This is a genomic window from Natronobacterium texcoconense (genome assembly GCF_900104065.1).
GTDB classification, from domain to species: domain Archaea; phylum Halobacteriota; class Halobacteria; order Halobacteriales; family Natrialbaceae; genus Natronobacterium; species Natronobacterium texcoconense.
This window is the reverse complement of record NZ_FNLC01000001.1, coordinates 408,185-423,305: the sequence shown is the minus strand read 5'-3', so window position 1 is coordinate 423,305 and position 15,121 is coordinate 408,185. Positions and strand designations below refer to the sequence as shown.

At 63.5% G+C, this 15,121-nt stretch carries 19 protein-coding genes; 7 read left to right on the top strand and 12 right to left on the bottom strand.

Translation table 11 applies throughout. The features are described from left to right. Positions 1 to 87: 87 nt before the first annotated feature. Positions 88 to 1,368: an amidohydrolase gene (locus BLR35_RS02250; protein WP_090376734.1), complete on the bottom strand. Its 1,281-nt coding sequence runs from the start codon at positions 1,366 to 1,368 to the stop codon at positions 88 to 90. Positions 1,369 to 1,504: 136 nt separating this feature from the next. Beyond that, complete coding sequence (locus tag BLR35_RS02245) at positions 1,505 to 1,840, bottom strand: uS10/mL48 family ribosomal protein (RefSeq protein WP_090376729.1); 336 nt, start codon at positions 1,838 to 1,840, stop codon at positions 1,505 to 1,507. Between the two features lie 131 nt (positions 1,841 to 1,971). On the opposite strand from BLR35_RS02245, the gene BLR35_RS02240 reads away from it, so the two are divergent. From BLR35_RS02240 to BLR35_RS02230, 3 genes are all read left to right on the top strand, one after another. Then, positions 1,972 to 2,406, top strand: a complete 435-nt coding sequence (locus BLR35_RS02240; RefSeq protein ID WP_090376727.1) for a bis(5'-nucleosyl)-tetraphosphatase — start codon at positions 1,972 to 1,974, stop codon at positions 2,404 to 2,406. 91 nt (positions 2,407 to 2,497) lie between these two features. Continuing rightward, on the top strand, positions 2,498 to 3,235 hold the full coding sequence (locus BLR35_RS02235; RefSeq protein ID WP_090376724.1) for a DUF4013 domain-containing protein: 738 nt from the start codon (positions 2,498 to 2,500) through the stop codon (positions 3,233 to 3,235). A gap of 37 nt (positions 3,236 to 3,272) precedes the next feature. Then, positions 3,273 to 4,328 (top strand): DUF5787 family protein, encoded by a 1,056-nt coding sequence (locus BLR35_RS02230; RefSeq protein ID WP_090376721.1) that lies wholly within the window; start codon positions 3,273 to 3,275, stop codon positions 4,326 to 4,328. A 6-nt stretch (positions 4,329 to 4,334) separates the two neighbouring features. Here the strand turns inward: BLR35_RS02230 and BLR35_RS02225 are convergent, their stop codons facing one another. The 4 genes from BLR35_RS02225 to BLR35_RS02210 form a co-directional block, all read right to left on the bottom strand. Further along, positions 4,335 to 4,925, bottom strand: a complete 591-nt coding sequence (locus BLR35_RS02225; protein WP_090376718.1) for a GNAT family N-acetyltransferase — start codon at positions 4,923 to 4,925, stop codon at positions 4,335 to 4,337. 89 nt (positions 4,926 to 5,014) lie between these two features. Next, complete coding sequence (locus tag BLR35_RS02220) at positions 5,015 to 6,277, bottom strand: aminoacyl--tRNA ligase-related protein (RefSeq protein ID WP_090379599.1); 1,263 nt, start codon at positions 6,275 to 6,277, stop codon at positions 5,015 to 5,017. Between the two features lie 211 nt (positions 6,278 to 6,488). Next, the gene (locus BLR35_RS02215) at positions 6,489 to 6,998 is read right to left on the bottom strand and encodes a DUF5797 family protein (RefSeq protein WP_090376716.1); all 510 of its coding nucleotides are present in this window, start codon (positions 6,996 to 6,998) and stop codon (positions 6,489 to 6,491) included. Between the two features lie 575 nt (positions 6,999 to 7,573). Next, complete coding sequence (locus BLR35_RS02210; protein ID WP_090376713.1) at positions 7,574 to 8,863, bottom strand: MFS transporter; 1,290 nt, start codon at positions 8,861 to 8,863, stop codon at positions 7,574 to 7,576. 133 nt (positions 8,864 to 8,996) lie between these two features. Here BLR35_RS02210 and BLR35_RS02205 point away from each other — a divergent pair, with 133 nt between their 5' ends. Together BLR35_RS02205 and BLR35_RS02200 are read left to right on the top strand one after the other, a co-directional pair. Beyond that, positions 8,997 to 9,254, top strand: a complete 258-nt coding sequence (locus BLR35_RS02205; RefSeq protein WP_090376710.1) for a DUF5789 family protein — start codon at positions 8,997 to 8,999, stop codon at positions 9,252 to 9,254. Between the two features lie 428 nt (positions 9,255 to 9,682). Continuing rightward, positions 9,683 to 9,991, top strand: coding sequence for a transcription factor S (locus BLR35_RS02200; RefSeq protein ID WP_090376707.1), 309 nt, complete (start codon positions 9,683 to 9,685; stop codon positions 9,989 to 9,991). Positions 9,992 to 10,393: 402 nt separating this feature from the next. Here BLR35_RS02200 and BLR35_RS02195 read toward each other — a convergent pair whose 3' ends face one another. After that, complete coding sequence (locus BLR35_RS02195) at positions 10,394 to 10,666, bottom strand: DUF7977 family protein (protein WP_090376704.1); 273 nt, start codon at positions 10,664 to 10,666, stop codon at positions 10,394 to 10,396. Positions 10,667 to 10,784: 118 nt separating this feature from the next. Here BLR35_RS02195 and BLR35_RS02190 point away from each other — a divergent pair, with 118 nt between their 5' ends. Beyond that, on the top strand, positions 10,785 to 11,441 hold the full coding sequence (locus tag BLR35_RS02190; protein WP_090376700.1) for a helix-turn-helix domain-containing protein: 657 nt from the start codon (positions 10,785 to 10,787) through the stop codon (positions 11,439 to 11,441). A gap of 15 nt (positions 11,442 to 11,456) precedes the next feature. On the opposite strand, the gene BLR35_RS02185 is transcribed toward BLR35_RS02190, so the two are convergent. From BLR35_RS02185 to BLR35_RS02175, 3 genes are all read right to left on the bottom strand, one after another. Next, complete coding sequence (locus tag BLR35_RS02185; protein WP_090376697.1) at positions 11,457 to 12,215, bottom strand: methyltransferase domain-containing protein; 759 nt, start codon at positions 12,213 to 12,215, stop codon at positions 11,457 to 11,459. A 5-nt stretch (positions 12,216 to 12,220) separates the two neighbouring features. Further along, positions 12,221 to 12,604, bottom strand: a complete 384-nt coding sequence (locus BLR35_RS02180; protein WP_090376694.1) for a nascent polypeptide-associated complex protein — start codon at positions 12,602 to 12,604, stop codon at positions 12,221 to 12,223. 108 nt (positions 12,605 to 12,712) lie between these two features. After that, positions 12,713 to 13,207, bottom strand: coding sequence for a PUA domain-containing protein (locus tag BLR35_RS02175; protein ID WP_090376691.1), 495 nt, complete (start codon positions 13,205 to 13,207; stop codon positions 12,713 to 12,715). Between the two features lie 130 nt (positions 13,208 to 13,337). On the opposite strand from BLR35_RS02175, the gene BLR35_RS02170 reads away from it, so the two are divergent. Further along, on the top strand, positions 13,338 to 13,517 hold the full coding sequence (locus BLR35_RS02170; RefSeq protein WP_090376689.1) for a hypothetical protein: 180 nt from the start codon (positions 13,338 to 13,340) through the stop codon (positions 13,515 to 13,517). Between the two features lie 91 nt (positions 13,518 to 13,608). On the opposite strand, the gene BLR35_RS02165 is transcribed toward BLR35_RS02170, so the two are convergent. Both BLR35_RS02165 and BLR35_RS02160 read right to left on the bottom strand, forming a co-directional pair. Beyond that, on the bottom strand, positions 13,609 to 14,106 hold the full coding sequence (locus BLR35_RS02165) for a LabA-like NYN domain-containing protein (protein ID WP_090376686.1): 498 nt from the start codon (positions 14,104 to 14,106) through the stop codon (positions 13,609 to 13,611). 153 nt (positions 14,107 to 14,259) lie between these two features. Beyond that, the gene (locus BLR35_RS02160; protein ID WP_090376684.1) at positions 14,260 to 15,084 is read right to left on the bottom strand and encodes a M48 family metallopeptidase; all 825 of its coding nucleotides are present in this window, start codon (positions 15,082 to 15,084) and stop codon (positions 14,260 to 14,262) included. Between the last annotated feature and the right edge of the window lie 37 nt (positions 15,085 to 15,121).

The following is a 15,121-nucleotide window of genomic DNA, read 5'->3' as shown; positions in this document are numbered from 1 at the left end:
GCGTCGATCACCGACTAGTAGGAACGGACACACTATCAACTATCTGTACTGATAGAATTCCCAAGAATATTTTGGCTCCGGGGTTCGTTACGGCCGTTCGTCCGCTATCTGCTCAATCGCGCCGGCGAGCGTCTCCACGCCGTAGCCGATACTCGGTTCGTCGACGTCGAACGTCGCGGTGTGGTGGCCGCCGGGGTGGTCCGTGCCGACGCCGACGTAACACGCCAGCCCGCCGTTTTGCTGGACCTCGCGCATCAGGAACGTCGCGTCCTCGCTGCCGCCGAGTTCGTCGCGCTCGAGGACGTTCTCGACGTTCCTGAGGTCTGTGGCGACGTCGTGAACCACGTCGACGAGTTCCTGATCGCTCGTAGCACTCGGTGCCTGCGCGCCGAGTTCGACCTCGACCTCGCAGTCGTGCATCTCGGCGGCGGACTCGAGGACGCGTTCGGCTTTTTCGACCATGTACTCCATGAGTTCGGTCGTCTCGCCGCGCACTTCGGCGACGATGCTGGCCGATTCGGGAATGACGTTCGCGGCGCTGCCACCCTCGACGACGCCCGCGTTGATGCGGGTCGGCCCATCGCTGTTGCGCGGGATGGCGTAGAGGTTCTGGACGGCCGTCGCCATCGCCTGAACAGCGTTGCGGCCCTGTTCGGGGTGGCCGCCGGCGTGGGCCGGTTCGCCGGAGAACTCGGCCTCGAGATGGGAGACGGCAAGGAAGCCGTCGATGCCGGCGACGACCTCGCCGGTCGGGTGGTCGAGGCCGATGTGGGTCGCGAGCAGATAGTCGACGTCCTCGATGTGTTCGCTCTTTGCCATCGACTTGCCGCCGCCGATGACCTCCTCTGCGGGCTGGAAGAACACCTTCAGCGTCCCTTCGAAGTCACTGTCCGTGATCGCCTCGAGGACGCCGACGCCGATCGTCGCGTGGGCGTCGTGACCGCAGGCATGCATCGCGCCCTCGTGTTCCGACCGGAAGCCCTCTGCTGTGGGTTCGTGGTCCGGATCGTCGCTCTCCTTTCGCGGGAGACCGTCGATGTCGACCCGTAGGCCGACGGTCGGTCCGTCACCTTTCTCGAGGACGGCGACGGCACCGGTGTAGCCGCCTTCGAGGGACTCGAGGACGTCCTCGTCGACGCCGGTCTCTCTGGCACGCTCGAACGCGTGAGTCAGTTCCGCGTCGTCGGGAACGGCGAGGCGATGGTCGGTCGCGAGCGCGTCGGGACCGACGTGGAGTTCGGCGAGTTCGTCGCCGAATCGGGACTCGAGTTCGTCGACGATGCGTGCCGTCGTGTAAAATTCCCGCCAGGCGGGTTCGGGTTTGCGGTGGAGGTCACGACGAAGTTCGACGAGGTCGTCTGCTGTCATGGCCCGTACTGGGTGCCGATCCTAAAAAGTGCTATCGGAGACGGAAGTTCGTGTCCTGGCAGCCGTCGACGCTTCGAGAACGGCTGTGACGGCCGGAAGTCGTCGTCGATGCCTTCGCGCCGAGCTATCGATCCGGTCAGTTTCCGCGACCGGCGCTGTGAATCTGTTCGACCTCGGCCTCGATGTGGACCGAATCCGGGAAGTTCTGTTCGGCGATGTTACGCGCGAGGTTGTCGTGGCCGTGAATCTCGAGTTCGCGAGTGAAGACGGTGTAGCTCCAGGAGGAGAAGTGCCGGTCGTCGTCGGCGTGCAGGCGACAGCGCTGTGGCACCGAGAGATCTGTCGGCGGATGGGAGTGTGGCCCTTTCAGTTCTGCACCTTTCCGCTCGGCAGTCGTTTTGATGTCGTCGACGATACTCTCGAGGGCGGCGCGGTCGCCGCTCTGGAGCGTGAGGCGGGTGACGAAGGTCATAGCTGGTTAGCACATCGTCAACGGCCAGCGGGTAAAAGCCTGCTGAGATGGGGCCGACGCGAGACTGCGAGGGGTGTTCGCGTAACGAACAGTCCGATATTCTCTTAACGTCGGGCCCAGTACTGCAGTTAATGGCAGTCGAAGCTACGAGCGCAGGCGCAATCCTCTTCCGCGATACGCGGGGCCGGCGCGAGTATCTTCTACTCAAGAGCCGCCCAGGCGACTGGGAGTTTCCCAAGGGCGGTGTCGAAGGAGATGAAGAGCTACAACAGACGGCGATCCGCGAAGTAAAGGAAGAGGCAGGTATCGAGGAGTTCCGGCTACTCGACGGCTTTCGCGAGGACTACGACTACGTCTTCGAGGCGAACGGCAAGACGATCCACAAGACCGTTCACCTCTTTATCGCGAAATCCTACGAGGCCAGTGCGGAACTCTCTAACGAGCATCGCGACCTGCAGTGGCGCGATTACGAACAGGCAGTGAACACCGTCACGCAGGACGGTCCACGCGAAATTCTCGAGCAGGCCCACGAGTTCCTCGACGAACGCGAAGAAGACGAAGAGTAGTCGTCCACTCGTCCTGTCGATTTCGCCGCCGCCTCGAGTTGCGACAGTACCTTTTTGCGACTCCGCTGGCATAGCGAAGCCAGACGAACCGATGCTCGACGACGCTCCGTCGTACCCGTTTCGTGGCGCGTGGCTCGATCGGACGGTCCGTGGAAGCCTGCTCGTCCTCGGGTCCGTCCTGCTCGTTCCCGCCGTCTTGCTCGCCGGCTACTGCGTTCGCGTCCTCGAGACGACGCTCGAGGGTGCCGAGGAACCGCCACCGCTCGAGGGCTGGCGCGAACTCTCGAGACGTGGCGTCGGGGCCGTGGCGATCGCGTGTTGTTATCTCGTCGGTCCGCTCGTCGCGGGCGCAGTCGCGGGAGCCGTTCTCGGTGGCGTCGGTTACTTCGCCCTCGGTGTGCTCGCACCGCTGGTGACGAGCGAGACCGCGATCTGGGGGGTCAGCCTCGTCGCGGCGGCGATCGCGGCGCTGCTCGCGCTCGTGTTCGTCGCGGTCACGCTGGTGATCTATTACCTCCTGCCGGCCGCACTCGCGGTCTACGCACGGACCAGGACCGTACGCGCCGCGTTCGATCGCTCTACTCTCCAGGGGATCGCTCTGAGCGGCCGCTACTTCCTCTCGATGGCGGTCCTCCAGTTGCTCCCGCTGGTGGTCCCGGTCGTCGCCGTCGTCTGCCTGCTCACGGTGGTCGGCATCGTCGTCCTGCCGGCGATCCCCTTCGTCGCCGCACTCGTCAGTTTCCGGCTGATCGGCGTCGCCGTCGCGGAGGCGGGCGGACACGTGGTCGATACCCACGAGAGAGTTGCCGAACGCGTCCCCGCGGACTGATCGATTCCTTTTCTTCGCGTCGCTTCCAAGGACAGCCGTGAGCCGGTACACCGCCGAATTCGGCTTCGAGCTACGAACCTGCTGGTGGGCGGAACGGGAGTGGCCGCCCGAAGAGACGACGGAGTCGGCCGTCTTCGTCGCCCGACAGCTCGGAACCGGACGCCGGCGCTGGGACACTATCGTCCTCGAGTGCGACCCCAACGCCCTCCGCCAGCGCGCGAAGTTCGGTCCGAAGCGACTCGACGGCGATCTCCTGCACGTCGTCCGGAACGCGCCCGCGGAGTGGACCTACTACCGCGACGCCCTCCCGGATCCCGGCTACCCGTGGCGCTACGTCCGCGAATCGATCCACCGCGCCGACGACCGCGGGATTCTCGAGACCCGCAAGCAAGGCAACCGCATCCAGATCCGTCGGAAGTGGCCATACCCCGACTGGGTCGAGCGGATCATCGCCGTCGAGAACAAACCCGACCTCGATCGGGCGGCGGCCCGTCGGCTGGGCGAACAACTCGAGTACGACGTCGCGCTCGGCCTGGCCGACGAGGTCTGGGTCGCGACCCGGACGACGGGCGAGTCGGTCGAGCCCGTGTTGCTCGAGGATCTGCCGGTCGAAGCGGGCGTGCTGGCGTTCGATCCCGAGACGCTCGAGACCGAGGTCGCTTGGTACCCTCGCACGCTCGCAGTCGAGGAGCCGGGAACGCGCATCCTCGAGCGGCCCGACGGTGGCTCTCGCGATGGGTCGGCAGCCCGCTTCGAGTACGTCGATTCGGAGTGGAAGGCAGAACGACGGCTCGCCATCGCCGAGCGCGCCTACGAACGGGGCTGGCGGTCGTTCGCCGACACGATGCGACCTGATTGTCGACACTTCCAGCTTCGCGAGCAGGACGGTCAGTTACTCCCCTACTGCGAAGCGAAGGACCACCAGCCGACCGCACGCGAGTGTTCCGGCGGCTGTCCCGACTACGAGCCCGAACCACCCGCGTGGCGGACGAAGGGGTGGCCGATCGAGGGTGGTCCCGGAAAGCGATTCAAAAAACTGCTCGCGGATCGTCGACGTCGGCGACGGCCAGGCCTGGATTCGACGAGCGGTTGACTCTCGTTACGCGCGGTTTCGTGCCTGTCGGAACTCTTCTCGAGTCACCGTATACCGATGGTGGTCTTCGACGTCGTCACCGATCGGCGTCCAGTTACGCAGGCAGCCCTCGTACTGTCCGCCGACGCGCTCGACGAATTTCTCGATTGCCCGTTTCGAACGGTCGTTCCCGTCCTCGTATCCGATCGCGACGACCTCGAGATCGAGGCGATCGAACGCGAGTTCGGTCAGCGCAATCGCACACTCGCCCGCGTAGCCGTTCCCCCAGTAGGATCTACCGAGGATAAATCCGATCCGGCCCGTGTGTCGCGGCCACTCGAGGAACAGCCCGGTGTAACCCGCGAGTTCACCGTCCGCCGTGTAGACAGCGTACTGTGCGGCTTCGCGGTCGCTCCACTTCGACTCCGCCTCGGTCAACTGCTCGTGAGCCTCCTTCACCGTCGCGTACGGCTCCTGTGGAACGTACTCGAACACGTCCACAACGTCCTCGCGCGCCTCGGCCTCGGCGAACAGTTCGTACAATTCGAAGACGTCGACCTGATCGCGACCGAACTGCTGCAGGACGAGCGAGTCGGTCTCGAGCGTGTCGGTGAACATGCCGAATAGTATCGACCGAACGACACAAATAGCTGTCTGCGTCGCGAAGAAATCGGTGAAAGAACCGTTCGACGGTCGATCGAGGTCCGCTACTCCGTCGACGACTCGACGATAGCGGGAACCTCCTCGAGAGAGACGTATCGCGTGTCACCGTCTCGCGACTCGAGTTCGATCTCACCGGTCTCCCGGAATCGATTTCCGAGGATCACCTTCCAGGGAACCCCCAGCAGGTCGCTCTCGGCGAACCGCTCGCCGATCGTCCCCTCGCGGTCGTCAAACAGGAGCACGTCGCCCTCGAGTGTCTCGTACAGCCGATCGGCAACCTCCTGCAGGTCGCCGTCGTACTCGAGGGGAACGATCGAGACGTCGAAGGGAGCGACAGTGCCGACGGCGGTATCGGGCCAGCGACAGCCGTCCGCGTCGCCGTGTTGCTCGACGAGAACGTGGAGGAGCCGTTCGATGCCGATGCCGTAGCTCCCCATCACCACGTCGCGTTCGCCGCCGTCGGCCGTGTCGATAGTGAGACCCATGGGCTCGGAGTAGCGCGTCCCGAGTTCGAAGACGTGAGCAATCTCGGTTCCCTCGCCGGCTTCGAGCCGATCCCCGCAGTCGGGACAGGCGTCGCCACCCGACAGATCGCTTCTGGGTGACTCGTCGGTGACGCCGAACCGACAGTCCGCCGCGGAACACCAGCGAAGGGCGACCGTTCCCTCGTCGGCGACTGCGACGAACTCCTCCGAACTCGAGCCACCCATGACGCTGTTGTCGGCCGTCGTGACGGCGGACTCGAGCTCGAGCGCATCGAAGATCCGGACGTGGGCCTCCCGAACGCGTTCGTAATACTCGGACAGCGAGTCGTGGCTCGCGTGGAGGCTGTAGGCGTCTTTCATCGTGAACTCCTTCGTCCGGACGAGACCGTTTCGCGCGTGGTCGTCACGGTACTTCGACTCGACCTGGTACAGCAGAAGGGGTAAGTCGTCGTAGGAGCGGACGACGCCGTCGACGAGGTGTGCGACGCCTTCCTCGTGGGAGGGAGCCAGACACATCCGTTTCCCGTCGCGGTTCTCGAAGGTGAACATCTCGCCCTCGAAGCTCTCCCAGCGGCCGCTCCGTCGCCAGATGCCGCTGTCGTTCAGCGAGGGAAGGCTAATCCGCTGGCCGCCGATGGCGTCCATCTCCCGCTGGACCACGGAGACGACGTTCTCGCGGACGCGCTGGCCCGTGGGCGTGAACCCGTAGCGCCCGCTGCCGAACTGTCGGACCAGACCCGCTCGCAACGTCCGTGCAACGGTCTCGTTCTCGTGGCCGTCGGCCTCGCGGCTCGTGAACAGAAGCGTCTCGCTACGCCGCATCGCGATCACCCCTGTTGCAAGCGGCGTGCTCGTCGCTGGCCGGTTTCGCGATCAGTCCGTCAACTACTCGAGCAAAACCAGTACTGCCGTTACGATCGTCGCGGAACCCAGCCGCGGGCCGCGTCGGACCCGCGGTTGCTGAGTCGTGCAATTCGGAACATGCAACTCGAGTGTCGGACGCCGAAGATAAATAGATTGGGAAGTTCGGAGATCAGTCGGTGACGTCGACCTCGAGGTCCTCGCGTTCGACGGCAAGTCGGAACGTGGGGACGGTCCGGTACTCGACCTCGACGACGTCCTTGCGCCGGAGTCGCTGGAGACCCGAGCGGACGTCTTCGGCCTCTAGGTCGTCCCCGTAGTCGTAGGTCTCCCGTAGCGAGTGCAGGACCGAAACGACGCTCTCGGATTCCTCGTCGGGGCCAGCGAGCACTTCGACGATACGGGCCTGCAGTTCCGGCACCCGGATCCGCGACGGTGCACCCTCCTCGTCGGGGTCGCTCTCGATTCCTGGCTCGACGTCGACGAGGTCGGCCGCCTCGCTCGTCGCGCGAATTAGGCTGTTGTCGTCCCGGAAGTAGTAGTCGCCGAGTTCGTTCTCTAAGTACTGATGGACCTCGCTGCCGCTTTCCATCCCCCATCGTTCCTGCAGTTCGGCGTTTTTCGTCGGCTGTAGTTCCACCACGTCGGCCAGCCGTTCCGTGGCCTCGTCCGAAAGCGTCATCGTCGAAAGGTATGGGGAACCGGTACTTTTGCGTTGCGTCCCGTCTCTCTGGTAGCGTTCGGATCACGTGCTTTGAAAGACGAGGTGATTGGAATCGTTGCAAACTCCCTGGCCTCGTGGGAAGGAAACGATCTGCGAGCCGCTCGAGTGGTTCAACCGTTGCCGTCCTGCTATCGTGGCAACGATGAGTAGCCACGTCCTCCCCAGCCGACTTCTGCTCACGGGCGCTTCGCGCCCTCTGCTCGTGGGCCGATGGCCCACTCGCACGGTCTGCGAGACGTTCGTCTCGCACTATTCGCACGGTTCGCGGAACCGTCGGTTCCGCGCTAACGCTCACTCCCGACGGTCGTTCGCTCCTCCACTGCCAGAGCAAGCTCTGACAAGCCTTCACTCGCTGCGCTCGTGAAGACCTCGCGCGAGGTCGAGCCACGGCTCACTCGCCGTTCGCCGTGACTCCGCGCGCGCCGTGGCAAAATTGCCACTCGACTAGTGGATCTCTCGCGACGTTCGTTCCAATCGAGTAGATTCCTGACTATTCTAGACGTAAACCGGTGTCTGGTGAATATTCGTAAGCGTTAGTCGTCACCGACGACCGGGACCGGTGCGGTGGTCTCGAGCGTCTCTTCGACCTGCGTATAGACCAGAATCGCACCCAGCGTCGCGACGACGGTGCCGAAGACGAACGGCACCTCGAAGCCGTAGCCGACGAGCGCGCCCGAGGAGAGTGGGCCGATGGCGATTCCGAAGCCGAAGGCCATCGTCAGCACCGAGAGTTTCGACCCGGATTCGCCTTCGCCCGCGAGGTCGCCGGCGAGGGCGAGCGAGGGTGCAAAGACCATCGCACCGGCAATCCCCTGGACGAGGCGTGCGAGGAACATCGTCTCGGAGGTGGAGACGAACCCCTGGACCAGCGTCGAGGGGATCAGGAGTACCATTCCGGCGACGATGAACGGCCGTCGGCCGTAGCGGTCGCAGGCCCGACCGATCGGCGTCTGCAACAGGATCTGGGCGACGACGAACGCCGCAAACTGCAGGCCGAACCAGGTCGCGCCCTGGTTCAGTTGTTCGTTGACCTGGGGCTGGATCGTCGCGAACAGCGCGATCGCAGTCGCCATAAAGAGCGAGGCGACGCCGAGCGTGAAGATCGGATCGAGCAGATTTGACCCCGAGCGATCGAAGACGTCGATGGAGAGGTCTGCGCCCGCGTTAGCTCGCGTTGATTCGGGATCGGTGATCAGCACGGTCACCAGCAGGTAGCTGATCGTCGCCGTGATCGCAGCGACGTAGAACGCGGCGTCGTAGCCGGTGATCGTCACGCCGCCGGGCAGTACATAGGGACCGAGATTGACGACCGCGCCCGCAGCGACCGGACCTGCACCGAACCCGATCAAGCGGAACGTGTTGTAGACGCCCATGTTCCCGCCGCGGTCGCCCGTCGTCGCGAGTTCGTTGACCAGCGCGACCGACGCCGGAATGATGAACGCGACGCTGATTCCCTGCAGCCCGCGGATGACGACGAGCTGGACGTACGTCTCGGCGACGACGTAGGCCAGGTTCGTCACCGCGAGCCCGCCGAGTCCGATCAGGATGAACAGCTTTCGCTTCCCGCGCCGATCCGAGAGACGACCCGTAAGCGGCTGAAAACTGCTGTTGAGAAAGCCAAACAGCGAGAGGATGATCCCGATGATCATCGACTCCGCGAGCCCGAACGTCGCACCGGTGATGATCTCGCTGCCCACGTACAGCGGGATGACAACGATCAGAAACGAGTTTCCGACTCCGTCTGCCATCCGCGCGAACGCGAGCGCGAGCACCCGCCGGTCGACGGCAAACAGCGCGAGGAACCGCTCGAAGAGCTGCCGCATTATCACACCTTGCGTCGTCGCGGCCGATTATAGTTTCGAACCGAAACGTTAGCCCACGGGACTGTCGGCGTCACTGGAACAGTCCGCACAGGTGTAAACGAGTTACAAGCCAGTAGCGAACGTAGGGTGGGGTATGACTCGTGAGGTGAATCTGAGCCGAGTCGAAGAGACGCTCAAGGAACTCGACTACCCCGCAACGAACGACGAAGCAGCGGACGAGTTCGCGGACGTGACCCTCCTGCTGGCCGACGGAGAACGCAATCTCGGATCGCTCGTCGAGAAAAGTCGCAGGGATCGATTCGACTCGGTCGACGACCTCAAGACGGCACTCCACAACGTCCTCCCGCGAGAAGCCGTCGGCGAACCCTACCAGTCCGAAGGCGAAGGCTAGGCGCTAATCAACCCTCGCCAACCGCGTATACGCCACCCGAAAGCGTAGTCACGACTACCGTTCCGTCGACGACAGCGGGCTGCGTTCCCGCCGTGAGGTCGACGTGCTCGAGCTCGTCGACGGCCGCCCACGGGGAATCGAACTCGTTCTCGTCGCTCCAGATCGGTTCACCGTCGTCGGGGTCGAGCGCCGCGACGCCGCCGAAAGTGTGTCGGTAGAGCGCGTCCGATCCTCTCGAGATTGCGGGCGCGAACCCGTCCGACTCCCGGCCCCATCGGGTGTAGGCGATATAACTCGAGTGTTTACTTCATCTGATGCATCGACTCTCGAGTCGGTGTCTGGACTGCCACCCTCGAGGCCGAGACGACAGTCAGCGACGACGGCAAACGGGTGGCTTAAGACCCTCCGCCAACGTAGCCCGGACAACGATGGAATTTTGCGACGAATGCGGTTCGATGATGAAAGCCGACGACGGCCTCTGGGAGTGCGGTAGCTGTGGCTACACGGAACCGAAAGGTGACGCGGACCAGTACGTCGTCACGGACAGCCAGGAAGCAAGCGAGATAATCGAATCCTCCGAAGAGACGTCGCTGCCCGAAACCGACGCCCACTGTCCCGAATGTGGCCACGACCGCGCCTACTGGTACATGCAACAGATCCGCTCGGCCGACGAATCCGAGACCCGCTTCTTCATCTGCTCCGAGTGCGAGCACAAGTGGCGCGAGGACGACAACTAACAAACTTTTGCGCTGCGGGTGCGCCTCACGGCGCACCCTCGGCAAAATCTTCAAAAGAGCGCGGAGCGCTCTTTTGGACCTCGCGAGATCGAAGATCTCGCTCAGCTTTGATGAAAAGCACTCCTCCCTCCGTTCCGGGCCGCGAACGGCCCTCCACATCAGTCGTCGGCCCGCTCACGGTGTTACCGTTCGCGGTTCCGAGGCGGTCTTGCCGCCTCGCTTCGCTCGCAGCCGCTGGCTGCTCGCGGTCGATAACGGTGTGACGGCCTGCCCTTCCCCGGGTCGTGGACTCCTCGCATCGCTCGGAGTCCGCTCCCGGCCAGATCACGCAGTACTGTCGCTCCGTTGTATCACCCGAACGACCCGGGAAACTACTGACCACGCTTCGGGTCTCTCCGCCGATCAGCCGCGTGCCGCTACCCACAGCGCCGTAGCGCCCATCATGAGACCGGGAAGCATCGCGAGCACTCCCGCTCCGAGATAGCCCGCGCTACTGGTCGGAACGCCGCGGACGGTAAACAGGTACAGGACCACTCCGGGGATGACGACGAGCGACGTGAGGATACTCGCGACGACGAGAGCCATATCGATCGACAGCCCCGTTTCTTCACGGACGGCGATCGTCTCGCGATAGCGGTTCCGTTCACCGATCAGTTTCGTGAGGGTTCGGATCACGGATAATCGATCGGCTCCACGCCAAGAATCAGTATAGCCGCAAATTTCTGCCGGGTTTATACGAGCGACGTCGAGCGGCCCCGAACGGTCTTTTGCTCGTCCATCGAACGTCGGTCGTATGAAACGCGTTCGGATAACGATCCGTCCCCGCGACCTCGATCTGCCGCTCGCGTACGAAGACGCGACACGCAACGAGGATCAGTTCGTTTCGGTTCGGGTCGTGAACTGGAACATTACAGCACCGACGGCAGCGTTCCTGTTACACGTCCGTGGCGATCTCGAGCGCTTCGAGACGCTCCTCGAGCGCGATCCCGACGTCGAGGAACACGAACTGCTCTCGATTGCCGACGACGAGTGTTACTGTTTCGTAGCCGGCGTCGGAACGACCGATGCCCGGGAACTGTGGGAGAACTTCAAACGAGGGAGTCTGATGACGGTTCCGCCGGCGGAGTGGAACCCGGACGGAAGCTACACGTTCACGGTCGTCGGCCGGGACGAGGACATTCAGACCGCAGTCGAGAACGTTCCGGCGGGTGCCAGCGTCGATATCGACTCGGTGGGTGGACGTCGAGTGGCACCCGATCACGTAACCGACAGGCTATCGGATCGGCAACGGGAAGCGGTCAGGACCGCCGTCGAACTCGGCCACTACGAGATTCCGCGGAGAGCGACGACCGAGGACGTCGCCCGCGAACTCGAGTGTGCGACCTCGACCGCCGCGGAACACCTGCGAAAAGCCGAAGCGAAAACGCTCGGTACCCTATTCGGCGAGTGAGGCCTGACAAAATCGCTACTCGTTGCGCGCTATCGTCAGATATCCCGTATGACCAACGGGTGCAGTCGACGGTCTCGAGCCGCGGTCGTCGAACTGCATCTCGCGCTGGATGGTCTCGCGCGTGCGGACGTTCGAGAGATCGACGTCTCGAGCGGTTTCGACGACCTCGCGGGTCGACTCGATGAACGGACTGTAGACTGCGACGAAGCCGCCTTCGACCAGCAGGTCTGGTGCGTGCTCGACGACGTCGTCCGCGTCGCCCGTATCGAGCGTGAGGACGTCGAACGAGGAGGACTCGAGGTCGTCGAGGTTCTCCAGTACGTCACCGGTTCGGACGTCGACATCGTCTTCGACGCCGCCCAGTTCCATGTTCTCGCGGGCGACGTCCGCGAAGTCGGCGTCTCGCTCGTAGGTGACGACCTCGGCACCCGCACGGGCCATCGACGCCGCGAGCACGCCCGTTCCGGTGCCGGCGTCGAGCACGCGGTCGCCCCGCGAGATGCCGGTCTCGCCGATCACCAGGCCGACATCGCGGGGCACCATCGGCGCGCCCGTACGCTCGAAGTGGTGAAACAGGTCCGGGCCGCGAAGTCTGCGGACGTGAAACTCCTCCTCGAGATGCGTCTCGAGCGTCTGGCCGGGTTCGACGTCTTCGGGCACCTCGAGCACGCCGAGGTCGGTGCCCATCTCCTCGCCGGGCTGGACGAGAAACTCGCGGTCGCCCCGGACGAGCAAGACGGGGTTGCGGTCGTCGGTCGCGTCGGTTTCGGTCACGTCGGCTACTCGAGGTCCTCGACTGCCGCGGCGAGGTCGCCGTCGTTGGCTTCCAGGGCCTCGCGAGCCTCGTCCTCGCCCACGCCGGCGCGGGTCGCGACGAGGTCGACGTCGTCGTCGGGAATCGCAGAGCCACCGGATTCGTCGGCACCACCTGCGTCGCCGCCGGCGCTGCCGGCTTCGACTTCCTCGGGCGTGCCGATGATCTGGTAGGTCTCCTGTCCGCGAGCGTCCATCTTCGTGACCTCGGCGTCGTTGAAGACGAGGTCGTGTTCGCTCGTGCGGATGATGACCTCTTCGGCGTCGATGTCCTCGACGTCGATACCCATCTGTTGCATCATCTGTTCCATCTTGCGCGGATTGAGTCCGCCACCGCCTCCTCCAAACATACCCGACACGTCGCCGCCCGCGACCTTTTACTTTGTCGTTCCACACCAGCAGTCCGACTCGAGAAGACGTCGTTCGATCGCAGAAGTGTTCGCGAGGGGAGTCTCGTCTCAGCTATCCGCCGGAACTCCCTCACGGACGTTGACGGCCATTCCCGTCTCGAAGTCGGCGATAGCGGCCGCATCGAGTTCTGCCCGTCCGACCGCGAGCAACTCGCCGCGTTCGTGGACGACCAACACCTCGTCGCCCGGCCGGATCTCCTCGCCCGCCTCGAGGACGAACTTCGCGAAGACGTTCTTCTCGTCGCGGACGAACGGTTCGCTCTCGTCGTCGACGACGACACGGTAGGCTGGCGCCTCGAGCGCCGACGCGAGGCGGCGGCCGCCCTCGAGACCGAGCGTGAACCGACCGTCGATGCCGAAGGAGACGAGACGGCCGGAATCGGCGTGAACCTGCTGGGGACGACCCGAGGACGTTCGCTTGATCGTCAGCGAGTCGGTCTCCTCGGGTGGGAACAGTGCTTCGCCAGCGCCAGCACCGAACTGGTAGTCCGCGATCGTCCGCAACGTCGACAGTCCCGCGTTCCCGTCGGCTGGTTCGCTCATTGGGCGAGGTTAGGCGGTAGGCGTCGAAAACCCTTCGACCTCGGCTCGCAACTCCCCACCGTGCTTGTTGATAGCACAGGTAGCACACAATCAGGAACATTATATAGTCTGCTTCGATACTCGGCAGTGAATGGATTTCACGCAAGTCGCGCTCGGCACCGGGTTACTCGGCGTGAGTACCCTGACGTTCGTCGGGCCGACGATGCTCGAGTCCCACGTTCTCTACGCGCTGACCTGTCTCGCACTCGTCGTCGGAGCAGGTGCGTTGCTTGTGTCTACGGCACGAGAAGCGTTGACTGGAGTACGATAGTCTGGACGTCGTCTCCCTTTCCTGTCCCGAGTTACTGTACAGTCACGTACCGTCCTGCGATTGCGCCGTCGATGGCCGACAGCCGTCCGTCTCAGAGAAGGAACGTCTCGTGTCGCTCACCGAGATCGAGAAACGTGTCGGCCTCGCCGATCAGTTCTTCGGCAGTCGAGGACTCGAACGCCATCACTTCGACGCGAACGCCTTCGTGACGCAGGTGCGAACAGAGTCGCGAGAAGTCACCGTCGCCCGTACAGAGAACGACCGTGTCGACGTGGTTCGCGAGGGTAACGGCGTCTAAACTCATGCCGACGTCCCAGTCGGCCTTCTTCGTCCCGTCGGAGAACGTTTTGATGTCTTTGATCTTCGTCTCGAAGCCGATATCGACCAGCGCGTCGAAGAAACTCTCCTCCTCGGGCGAGTCCGCGCGGATGACGTACGCGATCGCGCGCGTGAGCTGTCGGTCCTGGACTGCCTTCTCGAGTAACGACGAATAGTCGATATTACGGCTATAGAGACTCTGTGCAGTGTGATAGAGATTCTGCGCGTCGACCAGAACGGCGACACGCTGACCGGGGTGTATTTCCGTCACGGGTTAGATTGTGACGGCGTACCGTAAAAATCGCGTCGATCGTACGAATTTCCGCGATCGGTCGGCAGAATCATACGGTCCACCGGACGTTATTGCCGGTGTGACCACGGTCTACCTTGCGGTCACACTGGAAACTCGGTACAGCGTTCCGTATCAGCGTCGGAGCTTCTCGATTCGCTTCTCGGTCGGCGGGTGGGATGCGAACAGCGACTCGAACAGACCGCGCTCGGAGTTGAAGATACAGAGGGCAGCCTGACTGTCGTCGATCGTCGACTCACGGTTCTCGGCGCCCTTCGAGATCTTCTCGAGTGCTCGTGCGAGCGGGTCGCCGCTGCCGATGTACTGGCGTGCGTCGTCGTCGGCGACGTACTCGCGGTAGCGCGAAATCGCCATCACCAGCACCGTGACGAGCATCTGGGCGAACATTGAAAGGATCCAGCCCGCGATGAAGCCGCCGGGGTTGTCCTCGCCCGCGAACACGTAGACGAAGTAGACGGCGTAGCCGACCATCATCCCGATCGAGCTTCCGATCGTCATCATCAGGACGTCGCGGTTCTTGATGTGGGCGAGTTCGTGAGCGACGACGCCCTCGAGTTCGTCGCGGTCGAGCAGTCGGATGAGTTCCTCGCTGACGACGACGACGCCGTTACCCTTGCGGCCAGTCGCGAAGGCGTTGGGGACGCCCATCTGCTGGACCATCAGCTTGGGCTTTTTGATGCCCATGTCGCGGGAAAGCGACTCGGTCATCCGGTGGATCTCTGCGTACTGCCCCTTTTCCGGCATCTCTTCGGCTTTCCTGGTCGCCATCCAGGTGCCCAACTTGTACTGGGCGAACGGGAACGTGATCAGTAGCAGGAGGACGATCGGCAAGCCTTGCGTCCCGAGAAACGCGTACCCGACGGCCCCGACGAACAGGTACAGTGCCGCCAGCATCGAGCCGACGACGAACATCCGCAGTTTCAGTCCGAAGTCTGTCATAGGCGATCATAGGGAATCAGGATGTATAAATTTCGCG

Excerpts from the sequence above, each read along its gene's own strand:
- BLR35_RS02250 (WP_090376734.1), bottom strand. The coding sequence starts at position 1,368 with ATGACAGCAGACGACCTCGTCGAACTTCGTCGTGACCTCCACCGCAAA.
- BLR35_RS02245 (WP_090376729.1), bottom strand. The coding sequence starts at position 1,840 with ATGACCTTCGTCACCCGCCTCACGCTCCAGAGCGGCGACCGCGCCGCC.
- BLR35_RS02240 (WP_090376727.1), top strand. The coding sequence starts at position 1,972 with ATGGCAGTCGAAGCTACGAGCGCAGGCGCAATCCTCTTCCGCGATACG.
- BLR35_RS02235 (WP_090376724.1), top strand. The coding sequence starts at position 2,498 with ATGCTCGACGACGCTCCGTCGTACCCGTTTCGTGGCGCGTGGCTCGAT.
- BLR35_RS02225 (WP_090376718.1), bottom strand. The coding sequence starts at position 4,925 with ATGTTCACCGACACGCTCGAGACCGACTCGCTCGTCCTGCAGCAGTTC.
- BLR35_RS02220 (WP_090379599.1), bottom strand. The coding sequence starts at position 6,277 with ATGCGGCGTAGCGAGACGCTTCTGTTCACGAGCCGCGAGGCCGACGGC.
- BLR35_RS02215 (WP_090376716.1), bottom strand. The coding sequence starts at position 6,998 with ATGACGCTTTCGGACGAGGCCACGGAACGGCTGGCCGACGTGGTGGAA.
- BLR35_RS02210 (WP_090376713.1), bottom strand. The coding sequence starts at position 8,863 with ATGCGGCAGCTCTTCGAGCGGTTCCTCGCGCTGTTTGCCGTCGACCGG.
- BLR35_RS02205 (WP_090376710.1), top strand. The coding sequence starts at position 8,997 with ATGACTCGTGAGGTGAATCTGAGCCGAGTCGAAGAGACGCTCAAGGAA.
- BLR35_RS02200 (WP_090376707.1), top strand. The coding sequence starts at position 9,683 with ATGGAATTTTGCGACGAATGCGGTTCGATGATGAAAGCCGACGACGGC.
- BLR35_RS02190 (WP_090376700.1), top strand. The coding sequence starts at position 10,785 with ATGAAACGCGTTCGGATAACGATCCGTCCCCGCGACCTCGATCTGCCG.
- BLR35_RS02180 (WP_090376694.1), bottom strand. The coding sequence starts at position 12,604 with ATGTTTGGAGGAGGCGGTGGCGGACTCAATCCGCGCAAGATGGAACAG.
- BLR35_RS02175 (WP_090376691.1), bottom strand. The coding sequence starts at position 13,207 with ATGAGCGAACCAGCCGACGGGAACGCGGGACTGTCGACGTTGCGGACG.
- BLR35_RS02170 (WP_090376689.1), top strand. The coding sequence starts at position 13,338 with ATGGATTTCACGCAAGTCGCGCTCGGCACCGGGTTACTCGGCGTGAGT.
- BLR35_RS02160 (WP_090376684.1), bottom strand. The coding sequence starts at position 15,084 with ATGACAGACTTCGGACTGAAACTGCGGATGTTCGTCGTCGGCTCGATG.